The 15038-nt window shown below is 60.9% G+C and carries 9 protein-coding genes; 2 read left to right on the top strand and 7 right to left on the bottom strand.

The window, feature by feature from the left end; all coding sequences use genetic code 11:
• Positions 1-37 precede the first annotated feature (37 nt).
• The 6 genes from AWM79_RS16555 to AWM79_RS16530 form a co-directional block, all read right to left on the bottom strand.
• Positions 38-4348 carry a CHASE domain-containing protein gene (locus AWM79_RS16555; RefSeq protein WP_060783299.1) on the bottom strand — a complete coding sequence of 1437 codons (4311 nt, stop codon included), beginning with the start codon at positions 4346-4348 and terminating at the stop codon, positions 38-40.
• Between the two features lie 73 nt (positions 4349-4421).
• Entirely contained in the window at positions 4422-6116 is a 1695-nt protein-coding gene (locus tag AWM79_RS16550; RefSeq protein WP_060783298.1) for a two-component system response regulator, read from the bottom strand.
• A 351-nt stretch (positions 6117-6467) separates the two neighbouring features.
• A complete protein-coding gene (locus tag AWM79_RS16545; RefSeq protein ID WP_060783297.1) occupies positions 6468-7832 on the bottom strand; it encodes a DUF1329 domain-containing protein in 1365 nt (454 codons plus the stop codon).
• 29 nt (positions 7833-7861) lie between these two features.
• A complete protein-coding gene (locus AWM79_RS16540; RefSeq protein WP_060783296.1) occupies positions 7862-9736 on the bottom strand; it encodes a DUF1302 domain-containing protein in 1875 nt (624 codons plus the stop codon).
• 313 nt (positions 9737-10049) lie between these two features.
• Positions 10050-11732 (bottom strand): fatty acid--CoA ligase, encoded by a 1683-nt coding sequence (locus AWM79_RS16535; RefSeq protein WP_017132631.1) that lies wholly within the window; start codon positions 11730-11732, stop codon positions 10050-10052.
• Between the two features lie 148 nt (positions 11733-11880).
• The gene (locus AWM79_RS16530; RefSeq protein ID WP_060783295.1) at positions 11881-13065 is read right to left on the bottom strand and encodes an MFS transporter; all 1185 of its coding nucleotides are present in this window, start codon (positions 13063-13065) and stop codon (positions 11881-11883) included.
• A gap of 104 nt (positions 13066-13169) precedes the next feature.
• On the opposite strand from AWM79_RS16530, the gene AWM79_RS25670 reads away from it, so the two are divergent.
• Positions 13170-13334, top strand: a complete 165-nt coding sequence (locus tag AWM79_RS25670) for a hypothetical protein (protein WP_244159569.1) — start codon at positions 13170-13172, stop codon at positions 13332-13334.
• A 15-nt stretch (positions 13335-13349) separates the two neighbouring features.
• Here AWM79_RS25670 and AWM79_RS16525 read toward each other — a convergent pair whose 3' ends face one another.
• Positions 13350-13979, bottom strand: a complete 630-nt coding sequence (locus AWM79_RS16525) for a LysE family translocator (protein ID WP_017132629.1) — start codon at positions 13977-13979, stop codon at positions 13350-13352.
• A gap of 92 nt (positions 13980-14071) precedes the next feature.
• Between AWM79_RS16525 and AWM79_RS16520 the strand changes: the two genes are divergently transcribed.
• On the top strand, positions 14072-15037 hold the full coding sequence (locus tag AWM79_RS16520) for a 2-hydroxyacid dehydrogenase (protein ID WP_017132628.1): 966 nt from the start codon (positions 14072-14074) through the stop codon (positions 15035-15037).
• The last annotated feature ends 1 nt before the right edge of the window (position 15038 follow it).

The following is a 15038-nucleotide window of genomic DNA, read 5'->3' as shown; positions in this document are numbered from 1 at the left end:
AAAAGCTTCGCGCACGATACACACTCATCGAGCCTGCTTATCCAATATCCTGTGACGAATTTCCCCCTCCTCCCGCGCCAAACGCCGCCTGCAACTGTTCGACGCTACGCTTCAACACCTCCTTGAGTTCGGGCAGCCACTGCGGATCGTCGAGTACGCGGCCAACGGCAGCGGCATCGCCATACAACAGCTCGCGTTCCAAGGCACCGGCACGGGCCGATAGCACCTGCGCGCCCATGGTTCCGGAGCTGCCCTTGATCGCATGCAACACCGCCGCCAGGGCCGGTCCGTCTCGGTCTTGCAGGTGCGCGGTGAGCAACACCAGTTGTTTTTCCAGTTCCGTACCAAAACCGGACAAGACGGTGCAGATCAGTTCGAAATTGCCACCGAAGCGGCTCATGATCGAATGACGCGCTTCGATCATTGTCTGCGCCGGAGTCTGCGGCGTCTCGCTCATCGTCAGCGACCGCGGTGTCTCGCGCCCAGTCTGGATACGCAGGGCCAGCACCAGCTCTTCCAGATCGATGGGTTTGCTCACATGGTCGTTCATCCCCGCCGCCAGACAGGCTTCGCGGTCGCTGTTGGAGGCGTTGGCGGTCATCGCCAGAATCGGCAACAGGGCAAACTGCGAGTGCCGACGAATATGTCGCGTGGCTTCCATCCCATCGATATCCGGCATCTGGATATCCATCAGCACCGCATCGAACGGCGTCGAGGCCAACAGGACCTGACTGACCCCTTCCAGGCCACCTTCCGCCAGGCTGACCTGGGCGCCCTCGCCCGTCAGCAGCTCATCGGCGACCTGGCGATTGAGGGCATTGTCTTCCACCACCAGCAGGCGCAAACCGGCCAGGCGCCGGGAGCGGGTCGCGGGCAAGGTCGAGGGGGTCGGCTCAGCTACGCGGAAGGCGCGCTGGACCGCATCGGCCAACTGCCGGGGCGTCACCGGTTTGGTGAGAAACCCGACGAAGGGTGCATCCCCCTCATGGTATACATCCGCCAGGACTTCACGCCCATAAGCGGTGATCATGATCACCATCGGCGGCGGTACGGCCTGCTCCTGCAGACTGATCATCCGGGCAGCACTGAGGCCGTCCATGTCTGGCATGCGCCAGTCCATCAGCACGACGTCGTAGGGTTCGCCGCGCAATTGCGCATTGCGCACGCCTTCGACCGCCAGGGTGCCACCGCTCACCGTGTCCGCCGTCCAGCCCAGGGAGCGCACGATACGCAGTAACAGTTCACAGGCCATGGAGTTGTCGTCGGCCACGAGCAGGCGCATCGCCGAATCGACACCGGGGCACGACAGGCGCAGCGGCTCCTCGCGGGCCACCTCCAGGCTGATATCGAACCAGAACCGACTGCCGACGCCCACTTCACTCTCGACCAGCAACTCGCCCCCCATCAGGCCCACCAGTCGCTTGCAGATCACCAGGCCCAACCCGGTGCCGCCGAAACGGCGGGTGGTCGAGGCTTCGGCCTGGGTAAAACCCTCGAAGATGCGTTGCAACTGCTCGGCACTGATACCGATGCCGGTGTCGCACACCTCGACCTGAAGCTTCACCCTACTCTCGAACCGTTTCAGTTGGCGGACACTGACCACCACCTGGCCCTGCTGGGTGAACTTCAAGGCATTGCCGGCCAGATTGATCAACACTTGTTGCAGGCGCAGGCTGTCGCCCACCAGACTGGCGGGCAAGTCGGAGTCGAGATCGAACATGACCTCGACCTCCTTGTTGCCCTGATTACCCGCCAGCACCACCGCGAGGTCGCGCATCAGCGATTCCAGTTCAAAGGGGTGCGGATCCAGGCGCAGTTTGCCGGCCTCGATCTTGGAATAGTCGAGGATATCATTGAGCAGGCCCAGTAATGATTTGGCCGCCGTTTGGGCCTTGATCACATAGTCACACTGGCGAGCATTGAGCTCGGTGTGCTGCATCAGTTGCAACATCCCCAGCACCGCGTTCATCGGTGTGCGGATCTCGTGGCTCATATTGGCCAGGAAGAACGACTTGGCCGCGCTGGCGCTGTCGGCGCGGTCCTTAGCCCGCAGCAGGTGCGACTCCAACTCGCGCTGGGTGGTGATATCCCGGTTGATCCCCGTTACCCGCAATGCCTGTCCCTGCTCATCGCGATCAATCTGCGCGCCGGCCTGGATATAGCGGATGCGCCCATCGGGCGCCAACAGCCGGAAGATCGGGTCATAGACGCCTTCCCCGGCCACCGCCGCCGCCAACTGCGCAGCCACGGCCTCGACGTCCGCCGGATGGACCCGCTCGTACCAGTGGGCGTAGTTCAACCCGTTGTCACGCAGGCTCAACGGCTGGCTGTAAAACTCGAACATCCGATCGTTCCACTGCAACGCATTGTCCGCCAGCGTCCAGGTCCAGATGCCCAGTTCGGCGACATCGGCGGCCATCAGCAACTGGTCACGGATCACCCGGGTCGCCTGCAGGCTCAGTTCCAACTGACGCTCGGCCGCCTTGCGCTGGGTGATATCGACGGCGATGCCCAGGTAGCCGGTCAGTTGCCCGTCATCGTCGCGCAGGGACGTCACCACCAAGGTGACTGGCACATGGGAGCCGTCCTTGCGCACATAGGTCCACTCCCGAGTTTCCGACGGCTCGCATTCCGGCTTGTGGGCAAATACCCGGAAACCCTCGATGACCTGGGCATACTCCGCGCTGAGCTCGACCCCTCGGTCGATGACTTCCTGGGCCAGGTGCAGGACCATTGGGGTGGCCTTGCCCAGCATTTCCTCGGCGCGATAGCCGAGCATATGCTCGGCACCCTCGTTGAACACGCTGAACACGCCATCCAGATCGGTGGCGATGATCGACACTTCGGAGGCCGAGCGCAGCACGCTACTGAACAGCAAGTTGATCCGCCGCAACTCCGCAGTCCGCGTCGCCACCTGCTCTTCAAGGCTGGAGTTGAGTTCGAGAATTCGCGCCTCGGCAGCCTTCTGGGCAGTAATATCGCGCAGGATCTTCGAAACCCCACTCACCCGGCCGCCGGCGTCGTAGATAGGTGAAACATTCACCGAGACATTGAGACGGCAATTATCGTTGCAGCGCCGCACGGTATCGAAGTTAGTGATCTTCTCGCCGAGGGCGATACGTGCCAGGATCTCGATCTCTTCCGAGGCCAACTCGGGCGGAACGATCAGTTTAACCAGCGGCTGACCGACAGCTTCCTCGGCGCAATACCCCAACAGCATCTGCGCCCCCCGGTTCCAACTGGTCACCACGCCCTGCAGGGTCGTGCCGATAATTGCATCCGCCGAACTCTCGACGATCGAAGCCAAACGGGCCTGTTCGGCGATCACCTGCAAACGGCGCTGGGAACTGACCCCCGCGATGGCGGCCAGCGCTGCCACCAGCAAGCTGGCCAGCACGCCGAGGGCAAACACCATCGTCGGTGATAACAGATGCAGGCGCTGCACGAATAAAGGCAGGGCCTGCAGTTCGATCTGCCAGCGCCGCCCATAGACCTCCCATTCCACGGTGTGAGTGAGCGACCCCGGCAGTTGCGCCTGCGCCTCATGAATCGTCTGGTAGAACTGCACTGCCGGTCCCGGCCCGGTGATGTCCTTGAGCCGCAGGTTCACCGCCTCGCTTTCCGGCACCAGCCCAGTCAGGACGCTCTCGATCAACAAGGGTGCATAACTCCAGCCAACCAGCGCGCTCGCCCGCTGCGCCTCGGTTTGCGGAACGACACCGCTTTTGTAGATCGGCAGCAGAATCAGGAAGGATTGTTGCGGCTTGCCCATCGCCTGCACCAGCGTGATGGGCGAGGTCAGTCGCACTTCCCCTGTACGAGCGGCCATCCGTGCCGCCTCGGCCCGATCAGGCTGTGAGGCGATATCCAGGCCGAACGCCGGCGCCTGCCCGGTGCCAGGCTCAAGGTACTGGATGACATAAAGATCACCCGCATGGGGCGCAAACTGGCGAATACTGAAGTCGGGCGCGCCATCGGCCCGGGCACGCTGCAAGAACGCCTCCAGCTCCTGCACGGGCACTCGACGGATAAAACCGAATCCACGGGCACCGGGAAACTCCCTCGGCACATCGCGCATCTGACTGTAGCGATGGAAAGCCTCCCGCGTAATACCGTCCTCGCCCGCGGTGACAACCGCGCCACGTGTACCTCGCAGACCGTACTGATACAACTGGAGTCGGCTATTGACTGAGCGCACCGCGCTTTCAGTGGCGGCACCCAGTGCCTCACGAGTGCGTTGCTCGTTGCTGTGTTGCAGGGTCACGCATCCGACGATGGTCGCCAGCAGCCCGAGGGCCAGGAGCAGCACGACACGTCCATTCAGGGCATACAGACTGGCTCGTTTCAACGCGGGTTTCCTCGGCTACTACGACTGTCCCGAAAGCCGGGATGGCGCTCATCGACAACGGTTAGTAGTGCCCTCATGGCATTTGCGGCCAGGCGGACAGCACACCGCAGATCCGGGTGAAGGGAAGCGGTCTGCAGTAGAGATAGCCTTGCATGATCCGGCAACCGCGCTCCAACAGCAGATCAGCCTGTCGCTGTGTCTCCACACCTTCGGCGACGAGTTCCAGCCCAAGCGCCTGCCCCAGCTTGATGATTGCTTCGACGATAGCCAGGTCGCTCTTGTCGGCGAGCATGTCACGCACGAAGCTCTGGTCGATTTTCAAGACATCGATGGGAAAGCGCTTGAGATAGGCCAGGCTCGAATAACCCGTGCCGAAATCGTCGATAGCCACGCGCACCCCCAAAGCCCTGAGCGCCACCAGGGTTTCGCGGGCGTTGTCGATATCCCGGGCCAACACGCCTTCAGTGATCTCCAGTTCCAACCATTGCGGCGCCAGGCCGGAGTCGAGCAGGATGTCCTTGACCATTGCGAGGAAAGACTCTTCGCGAAACTGCACGGCACTGATGTTGACGCTGACGCAAACCGAATAACCCAGCTTATGGAGCTTGCGGGTGTCCTTGCAGGCCTGGAGCAGCACGTATTTACCGATGGGAATGATCAGCCCGGTTTCCTCGGCCAGCGGAATGAAATCCGCCGGGGGCACCAGGCAGCCATTGCCGTCGTGCCAGCGGATCAGCGCCTCCATGCCGACCACGCGATGCTCCCGGGCATCGACCTTGGCCTGGTAGAAGACCTCGAACACCCCCTCTTCAATGGCCGCGCGCATATGCCGCTCAAGCAGGTGGCGGGCACGCATGCCGTTTTCGATGGCGGCTGAAAAGAACTGGTAGCCGTTGCGCCCGGCCTGCTTGGCCTGGTACATCGCGGCATCGGCGTGACGGTACAGTGACTCCAGGTCGTCGCTGTCCTCCGGGAAGACCCCGATACCGATGCTGGCGCTCAGGTCGTAGCGATTACCCTGCAGCGAAAACGGGTTGGAAATGGTGGTCAGCACCTGTTCGGCAAAATCGCCCACGGCCTGAAAACCCTCCACCTCCGACAGCAGGATGATGAACTCGTCACCACCTTGGCGACTCAGCGTATCCATGCCGCGCAAAATCATCGACAAGCGCGTGGCGACATACTTGAGTATCTGGTCGCCGACCGAATGCCCCATGGAATCGTTGATGGCCTTGAAATTGTCCAGATCCAGCAACAGCATTGCCAGCCGCCCATGATTGCGCCGGGCCATTTTCAGGGCCTGTTCCGCCCGGTCCTGCAGCAGCATGCGGTTGGGCAAGCCGGTCAGTGCGTCATGATTGGCCAGGCGCTTGGCTTCGTTACGCAGGGTGATATGGGCATTGATATGGGCCCGGGCCACCGGCAAGTTCAGGGGTTTCTGGATAAAATCGATGCCGCCATAACCCAAGGCCTGGAGTTCATAATCAGCCTGGGCATGGGAGGTGACGAAAATCACTGCGGCCTCGGACAGCTTGGGGTCGGCCTTGAGTTCCTTGCAGACCTCGAAGCCGTTCATTCCCGGCATCTCGATATCGAGCAGGACCACATCCGGGCGACACTGGCGAGCCACGCGCAAGGCTTCTTCGCCGCTGCTGGCGACATACACCTGTGCCAGATCCCGAACCGACTCGCTGAGAATGAGCGCATCGGTCTTCTGGTCATCGACAATCAGGACGACCGGAGCGGGACTGAAGGTGATCTCGCGCATTCCTGGCTCCCAGGCAATTCTCTCGTGATTCACGACCAAAGAGCGCTGAGAAGTTCCCTTGTGGTCTGTGTGGCTGCTTCTGTCAGTCAATTTCCGCACCATCAGCCCCTGGCCTGGGTTGCTGCTCCTGGCCATGAGCTTGTAGCAACCGGGCTTGAGTTCACTCACCGTACAGGCCACCCGACCTCAAGCAGGCGCAGGACGTGCAGCGCACTTAAGGCACGATAAGGGCACTCAGGCGTGTATTGGTTATAGCGCAATCAAGGCAGATAGCCACTCCGGCAGGGAAGGATTCTTCGCTGGCCGACCGGCCAGCTCACGGGGGATCCACGCCTGCTTTACAGCCGAGTGTCAGCGAACGCCGTCCTGGCGCAAGGCCGCTGGCGTGAAGTCGCTGGTGTTGGGGGTGAAGCCGAAGTCATACGCTCGCTTCTCTTCGTTCTTCATGCCCAGCGCCAGATAGCGGCCGGACTGCAGGTCGTAGAGGGTTTCCAGGGCGTACCACGGCACTTGCTTGTCGTAGTAGTTCTCGGCATGAGCCTCGGCCACCCGCCACAGTTGGCCGCGACCGTCATAATGATCGATCACCGCAGCCTGCCAAGTGTCTTCGTCGATGTAGAAGTCACGCTTGGCGTAGATGTGGCGCTGGCCCTCCTTCAGGGTCGCGACCACATGCCAGACACGGCGCAACTCGTAGCGAGCCAGGTCCTGGTTGATATGGCCGGCCTTGATGATGTCGGCGTACTTGAGCTTCGGGTCGTCGAGCTTGTGGCTGTCGGAGGCGATGTACATTTCCTTCTTGCCTTCGAGCTTCCAGTCGTAGCGATCCGGCGCACCGTTGTACATGTCCAGGTTGTCGGAAGTGCGCAGGCCATCGGCCGCGGTACCTGGGCCGTCATAAGAGACTTGCGGAGCGCGGCGCACGCGACGCTGGCCGGCGTTGTAGACCCACGCCGAACGCGGCTCCTTGACTTGGTCGAGGGTTTCGTGGACCAGCAGCACGCCACCGGCCAGGCGCGCTGGCGCGGTCACTTTCTGCTTGAAGTAGAACAGGATGTTGCCCGGATTGGCCGGATCGTAATCCTTCATTTTTTCGCGGAAGACGAACTGATCCTGGAAGTACACCAGGCTGAACGAACCGTTGGCCTGCGGCGTAGCCTGGGTCAGCAGGCGGGTCACCGTGCCGCCGCGATAGCGAGTGATGTGGTTCCAGATTACTTCCACACCGCTTTTCGGGATGGGGAACGGCACGGCGGTCTTGAAATTCTCCAGGCCGTTGCCGCCGCTGATCAGGTGGGTCTTGGTGGCGTTTTCCTTGATGGCGGCGAACACCTCTTCCGGCACGGTGGCACCGCGACGGGACGGGTAGACCGGCATTTTGAAGGTGTCCGGGTAACGTTTGAACATCGCGTATTGGCCGGGAGCCAGTTGGTTCTTGTATTGCTCGACATTCTGCGCGGTGATGGTGAACAGTGGTTTGTCACTCGCATACGGATCGGACAGGAAACCCTTGCTGTCCACGCTGCCGATGTTCTTCGGCAGCGGTTTCCAGGCCGGGATGGTGCCCGCCGCATTGGCGGCCATTTCCGCGCCCATCGGGGTCAGGGTGGTACCCAGTTTCGCCGCTTCATCGGCGGACACTGCCGCCATCACCCCACTCGCCAACAACGACAATCCGAGTACGCCGACCTGCAACAGATTCTTGGTTATCTTCATGTTCTTGTTCTTCCTGAAGTTCAGCGTACTTAGAAGTTCACACCGACGCTCAGCGCCACGAAATCACGGTCATCCACCGTGCTATAGGCGCCGCCGAAGAAGTTGGTGTACGCCAGGCTCGCGGTGTAGGTGTTCTGGTATTCGGCGTCGAGACCCAGGCTGACGGCTTTGCGACCTTCCTCGAAGTTGCCGCCAGGACCTGGCGAGTAACCGTTCACATCGTGGGACCAGGCTACGTTCGGCTTGAGGTTTACTCCGGCGAAGACATCCGGGTATTCCCAGATGGCCCGGCCTCGATAGCCCCAGGAGGTCGCCGTGGTGAAACCGTCGTTGTTGCAGTTGCGTGAAACGTTTTTCGACGAAGCCCCTGGCCCGGCCCCCAGAACGGTGCCGCCATTGAGGGTCGTGCATAAAGCGCCTCGACCCGGACCGAATACGGGATCACGGCCATAACGGGCTTCGTCGCCGCTTTCCAGGCCACCCACGTGGGTTATACCCAACTCGCCTACCAGGGTGAGGCGGCTGGCGCCCATGACCTGATCGAAGAAATGCGTCAACGTGGTCTGAAACTGGCTAACTTCCTTGCGACGATAACCATGCAGGTCCTGATCCGGTACAGCTTTAAGCGGTGAGGCCCCATTGAGGTTAGGCAGCGGGGTGACACCGGCATAGAGAATATCGGTGGTATTGAGCTGCACAGGTGCATTCGGACGGTAGCTGATCTCGCCACTCCAGGCCGTACCGGTAGATAAGGTGGTGGAAAAGCTCAATCCGTACAGACGGATGTCCTCAGGGTATTCAATAAAGTATTTGGAGTTCCCCGCGATGGCGAGCGGACGTAAGGTCGCCGCCGCCCCAGGCAGAAATGTCACGGCATCCGCATAAACGGAAGCCGGAGCGCCCGTCGCACTGAAAATCGGCGCCCGGCTGTGGTAATTCATGAAATAGGCACCAAACTCGGTGTCCAGCGGCTCGAAGTTATAGTGAAAGGCAACGCCAAACTGACCGCTGTCTCGGGCATCGCGATCCGCGCCGCGCTCGACCAGTACCCCTTCCTCATTGATATCGAGACCAAATCGGTCCAATCCCGCCAGGGCACCAGGAGTCGCCGCAAGGGTCGAGCGCTTGGATAGCAGGCGCAGATTATCCGAGCAGCCGTCGGCGACAACATCCGGCTGCGAGAAGAACGTGCCGCAGTTATCCACCACGGTTTGATCCCACTCCAGCTGATAGAACGCCTCGGCGGACAGGCTGTCGGTCAGCGTCTGGGACACATAGAACATATTGACCGGGATCAAGCCTTCCTTGATCTCGGCACCCGGACGGCGAAATGCCGATACATCGATGGGGTTGATGGAGTTGATACCACCGCCAATAAAGGTACTTTCACCCCAGCTCACTACTTGCTTACCAAAGCGCACGGAGCCCGGTTGGTCGGCGATGGCGTAGTTGTGATAGACGAAGGCGTCGAGAATCTGCCCGCCGGACGACTTGGCGCCTTCCTTGCGGTTGTCGTCGCTGACGTTCTTGAAATCCAGGTCTTCATCCTGCAACTTGAAGTCGTACCAGTACTTGCCGCGCACGAATACGCCGGTGTCGCCGTATTTCAATTCAAGATCATGGATGCCCTTGAAAATCTTCGAGAAGGTGTGTCCGGCCTTGAAGTTCAGGTGCCCGTCGTCGGAGGTCTGCGACAAGCCCTTGCCGCCGTTGTTGACACCTATCAGATCCTTGTTGGGGTTTTGCGTCGACCAACTCGCCCCCAAGGACAGGGACGAGTCGAAACTGCCCTCGATTTCACCGATATTGAAACTGACGCCGAATGCAGGGCCGGCGAGCGTTGAGGCGAGACTGACGGCCAAGGGCAGCTTCGCCCGGTGCCAGAACTGGGTTACTGAGATCATCGACGCTACTCCATGTGCTTTATTGTTATGTCAGTGAGCACTTCTAAAAACGCCTGGGACAAACGGGAGCCATCATTCCCTAAATCACCCAAGGCGGCATCGTTGTGTCGCGTACTTGCTCCGCTCTAAAAAGCTCCTGGGCGGACGACTATAGCCAGCTGCTAGTACTGCTTGATCTCTCTAAACGGGCATGGCCCTTTCGCCAGGCTCACCGATACCGGCTCGGCAAGAATGGCTGAAAAAAATAATTTGGCAAGGCGAGCGCTTGTCGGGTGTGGGGTTGCCACGCCCTTTCGGGCGTGACGGAGACATCTTAGAGGGTCGAAAGGAAGGTGCTGTTGCTCGCTTGCCATTCGACGATGTCGAGGCGGATACGTTTCTTGTCGAGTTTGCCGACGCTGGTCTTGGGAATTTCAGTAACGAGGGCAATCTGATTGGGGATCGCCCACTTGCTCAGATGGCCCTGCTCAACGAGCGGTTTAAGGTGCTCCTTGAGTTCCCGAGCGCCGATTTCATAGCCCTCGCGCAATACGAGCAGGGCAAACGGGCGCTCACCCCATTGCGGATCGGCGACCCCCACCACGGCGACTTCACGTACCGCCGGATGACGGCTGATCAGGTCTTCCAGGGCTAGGGAGGATATCCACTCCCCGCCGGTCTTGATCACGTCCTTGATCCGATCGCGGATATCGATCACGCCCATGCTGTTCAGTGTCGCGACATCGCCCGTATGTTGCCAGCCACCGGCCCAGAGTTCCGCGCCCTTGCCCGGCTCGTTGAAATACCCCTCGCTCAGCCAGGGCGCACGCAGCACCAGTTCGCCCTGACTTTCACCGTCAGCCGGCAGGAAACGCCCCTGAGCATCCATGATCGCCGCATCCACCAACGGAACCGGTACGCCGGCCTTGATCCGATAGGTAGTACGCTCGTCCTCGCTGGCAGCCATCAATTCATCATTGAGGTGCGCGCAGGACACCAGCGGACCGGTTTCCGACAGCCCGTAGGCCGCCGTCAATTGGATACCCCGACTCTTGGCGGCGTCGTACAGCGAGCGGTTCAGCGCGCTGCCGCCGATCACCATCTTCCAGCCTTTGAAATCGATGCCCTGGGCCGCCTTGGCATTGAGCACCATTTGCAGGATGGTCGGTACACAGTGGGAGAACGTGACTTGCTCCTTGCGCCACAACGCCACCAGAAACTCCGGGTCATAGCGACCGGGATAGACTTGCTTGAGCCCGAGCATGGTCGCCACGTAAGGCAGGCCCCAGGCATGTACGTGGAACATCGGCGTGATGGGCATGTACACATCGTTAGTGCCCAGCAGGCGCACGCTGTCGAGACTGCCCATGATCGTCGCCACGCCCATGGTGTGTAGCACCAATTGCCGATGGCTGAAGTACACGCCTTTCGGGTTGCCGGTGGTACCGGTGGTGTAGAACAGGGTGGCGACCGAATTCTCGTCGAAATCCTGAAAATCATAGACCGGGCTCGCCGCCGCCAGCAGTTGCTCGTACTCGCCAACCAGGTTCGGCAGGTCGCAGGTCGTGGCCTCGGTATCGGTGAGCAGCAGGGTTTTCTCCACTGTGGTCAGTTGTCCGGCAATCGCCTGGTACAACCCGACGAAGTCGCTGTTAACCAGCACGAAGCGGTCGGCCGCATGGTTCATGGTGTAGAGGATCTGCTCGGGCGACAAGCGCACATTGACGGTGTGGATCACCGCGCCAATCATCGGAATGGCGAACATGCACTCCAGGTAACGATGACTGTCCCAATCCATCACCGCCACCGTATCGCCGGCCTTGACGCCGACCGCTGTCAGCACGCCGGCCAGTCGGGCGACACGCTCGCCGAGGGTCGGATAGCTGTAGCGCACCTGGTCGCGATAGATGATTTCGCGGGTCTTCTCGTAACGGCTACCGGACATCAACAACCGCTTGATCAACAGGGGATATTGATAGGCACCTTCGGCGGATGGAATTATACGGGTCTGCAACATGAACGTCCCTTTGTCTGATTGCACAATCGTGCTTAAAGATAAGCACTCCAGAGCCCTCGCGCACGCGCTAAATCACCCAAAGGAATGATTTACAGGCGCAAGTGAGTAACGGCCTTGAGACATCATTCACGGCAAAACGCTCATCTTTTCAGGCCACCTGCCCGACTGCCACCTGGGCCGGGGTTCTTGGAAACACCAGCGCGGCGATAAGGGTCAAGGCGCCGACCCCCGCCAAAATCAAGTACAGCCCGGTAAAACCCTGGCGTGGCTCGACATAGGCGATCAGCGGAATCGCCGTGGCGCTGGCGCCGAACGACAGGCAGTAACGCAGGGCAAACACCCGCGATTGCCATTGTGGGGCAACGAAGTTGGCGACCATCGCGTCATTCACCGTCACCTGGCCGAACACCACGAACATCAACGCCGCTCCCAGGACCGTCACCGACAGGCCATCGACATGGGCCAGACCGAACAGCAACGGGGCCTGACATAGCGTCAACAGCACGAACGGCCACTTCAGGCTGACATGATCGATCACCCGGCCGATACTCAACTGCGCGACAGCTCCAAAGGCATAAGCCAGGCTGACGATCAGACCCAGGGTTTGCGGCGAAGCGAACAACTCATGCAGACGCTGCTGGAACAGTTTCGGGTACGTCATGGTGGTGGCGCTGAAGACCACCCCGCTTGTGGCGGTCACCAGCGCCAGCACGGTAAATACCATGACCATGGAAATCTGCTGGCCATCGGCGCCCTTGAGCTGCACATGGGCACGCACGGGAATCGGCTCTTCACGCACCTGCAAGGCAAACAGCGCGCCCAGCAGGAGCGAGATTGCCCCCGGCAGGATAAACGCCGCGCGCCAGCCGAAATGTGACACCAACAGTCCGGTGATCAAGGCGGAAAACGCCACTCCAAGGTTGCCCCACATGCCATTGATACCGATCTCACGGCCGCGGTTATCGGCGTAACTGACCAGCATCGCGGTGCCGATCGGATGATAGATCGCGGCAAAGATACCCATCAGGGTCAGGCCCAGGGCCAACATCGGTACCGTCCCGCTCAACCCGGTAAACACCGAGGCTGCGCCGAGGCCGAAAAAGAACAGCAACATCATACTGCGACGACTCCAGCGATCACCCAGCCAGCCCGCCGGCAGGGAACACGCGCCGAAGGCAATGAAACCGCCGAGGGACAGACCAATCATTGCGGCGAAATCCAGGCCGAAGGACTGGCCCATGCCGAGCACGGCGGCTGGGAAGATCAGCATCAACAGGTGATCGATCACATGGGCGGCATTGATGTAGCGGATTACGTTTCTGGGTTGATTCATCACGGCACGCTTGAGAAGGGTTATTGGTACCTGATGCTAAGCTGGCCGTAAAGTGCATTTGTGCCATGTCACTCATCAAACCAGACAGACTGGAAGAGCCGCACATGTTGATCAGCCACTTCCTGCACGCTTGCGTCAGTGCCTACCCGCCCGACCATGCCGACGGCGCCCACCAGGCGCTGTACCGGCATGGGGTAGGGTCCGGACGTTCAGTTCGATATTTCACCGCCTGCTCGGGGAAAGCCCGCGGCACTATGTCGTCAATCTGAGCCGATTCAGCGAGATCAGTGCGTCTCGGTAAAAGCCAGCTTCACGCCGATGGCGATCAACACGGCACCCATCGTCCGGTCGAACCAGTGGCCCATGCGGGCGAAACCGGCGCGCACCCGCTGCTGGCTGAACAGCATCGCCACCAGACAGAACCACAGTGCGGTCGCCACCGCCAGGTAAACACCGTAGCCGGCCTGGATCATCAGCGGGGTATGTGGGTTGATCACCACAGTGAACAGCGACAGGAAAAACAAAGTTGCCTTAGGATTCAGCCCATTGGTCACGAAGCCCGAGGTAAAAGCACCGCGCACTGTGCGTTGGCCCAGCGGCAAGGCCAGCTCATCCGCCGCCGGCTTGGCCGGCCTGGCACGGATGGCCTTGAAGCCGATGTACAGCAGATACGCCGCCGCCAGCCATTTCAGGGTGTTGAACAGCACGATCGACTGCGACACGATCAGGCCGATGCCCAGCAGCGAATAACCCACATGCAGGAAGATCGCGCTACCAACCCCCAGCGCGGTCCAGGTGCCGGCGCGACGGCCATGGGTCACGCTCTCGCGCACCACCACGGCGAAGTCCGGGCCGGGACTGGCCACCGCCAGCAGGTGGATCAGCGCAACCGTCAAGAATTCAGTCAGGTACATGGACACGTCCGCAGGCTCCTCGGTAACTAAACAGGTCATCTGATAGGCTGGTTACCTTACGCCTTCATTGGACAGCACAAAAGGTACAGTTGATGAGCCATCCTCGCCGTGCGGTATTTCTCGATCATCCTTCCCTGGACCTCGGCGATCTCGACCTCGAACCGCTGCGGGCCTGCTTCGACGAGCTACGGCTGTGTGATCGCAGCTCCCCACAGAACCTGCTGGAACGCCTGGCCGGCGCTACCGTGGCCATCAGCAACAAGATCGTGCTGAACGCCGAGACCCTGGGGGCCTGCCCCGACCTGAAGCTGATCCTGATTTGCGCCACCGGCACCAACAATGTCGACCTGATAGCGGCACGGGCCCTGGGCATCACGGTGAGCAATTGCCAGGGTTACGGCACGCCCTCGGTGGCTCAGCATACGCTGATGTTGCTGCTGGCTCTGGCGACCCGCTTGAGCGACTACCAGAAAGCCGTGGGCGAAGGTCGTTGGCAACAGGCACAACAGTTCTGCCTGCTGGATTTCCCCATTGTCGAACTGGAGGGCAAGACCCTCGGCCTGCTCGGCCATGGCGAACTGGGCGGCGCCGTGGCGCGGCTGGCCGAGGCCTTCGGCATGCGTGTGCTGCTGGGGCAGATTCCCGGTCGCCCGGCCCGTGCCGATCGTGTCCCGCTGGCGGAACTGCTGCCACAAGTCGATGCCTTGACCCTGCACTGCCCATTGAACGAACACACCCGTCACTTCATCGGCGCCGCCGAACTGAGCCAGCTCAAGCCTGGGGCATTTATCGTCAACACCGCTCGCGGTGGGCTGATCGACGAACAGGCCCTGGCCAATGCCCTGCGCAGCGGGCATCTCGGCGGTGCCGCGACCGATGTGCTGAGCGTCGAGCCACCGAGCGCCGGCAATCCCCTGCTGGCCGGCGACATCCCGCGCCTGATCGTCACGCCGCACAACGCCTGGGGCAGTCGCGAGGCTCGTCAACGCATCGTCGGCCAACTGACGGAAAATGCCCGGGGCTTCTTCAGCGGAGCAGCGCTGCGGGTGGTCAGTTGAT

The organism is Pseudomonas agarici, assembly GCF_001543125.1.
In the GTDB taxonomy this organism is placed as follows: domain Bacteria; phylum Pseudomonadota; class Gammaproteobacteria; order Pseudomonadales; family Pseudomonadaceae; genus Aquipseudomonas; species Aquipseudomonas agarici.
Note: the sequence above shows the minus strand (reverse complement) of the source record. Positions and strands in the feature narration are given on the sequence as shown.

Bases quoted from the DNA above. Each gene is read 5' to 3' on its own strand.
- AWM79_RS16530 (WP_060783295.1), bottom strand. From the start codon at position 13,065: ATGAATCAACCCAGAAACGTAATCCGCTACATCAATGCCGCCCATGTG.
- AWM79_RS25670 (WP_244159569.1), top strand. From the start codon at position 13,170: ATGTTGATCAGCCACTTCCTGCACGCTTGCGTCAGTGCCTACCCGCCC.
- AWM79_RS16535 (WP_017132631.1), bottom strand. From the start codon at position 11,732: ATGTTGCAGACCCGTATAATTCCATCCGCCGAAGGTGCCTATCAATAT.
- AWM79_RS16525 (WP_017132629.1), bottom strand. From the start codon at position 13,979: ATGTACCTGACTGAATTCTTGACGGTTGCGCTGATCCACCTGCTGGCG.
- AWM79_RS16545 (WP_060783297.1), bottom strand. From the start codon at position 7,832: ATGAAGATAACCAAGAATCTGTTGCAGGTCGGCGTACTCGGATTGTCG.
- AWM79_RS16520 (WP_017132628.1), top strand. From the start codon at position 14,072: ATGAGCCATCCTCGCCGTGCGGTATTTCTCGATCATCCTTCCCTGGAC.
- AWM79_RS16540 (WP_060783296.1), bottom strand. From the start codon at position 9,736: ATGATCTCAGTAACCCAGTTCTGGCACCGGGCGAAGCTGCCCTTGGCC.
- AWM79_RS16550 (WP_060783298.1), bottom strand. From the start codon at position 6,116: ATGCGCGAGATCACCTTCAGTCCCGCTCCGGTCGTCCTGATTGTCGAT.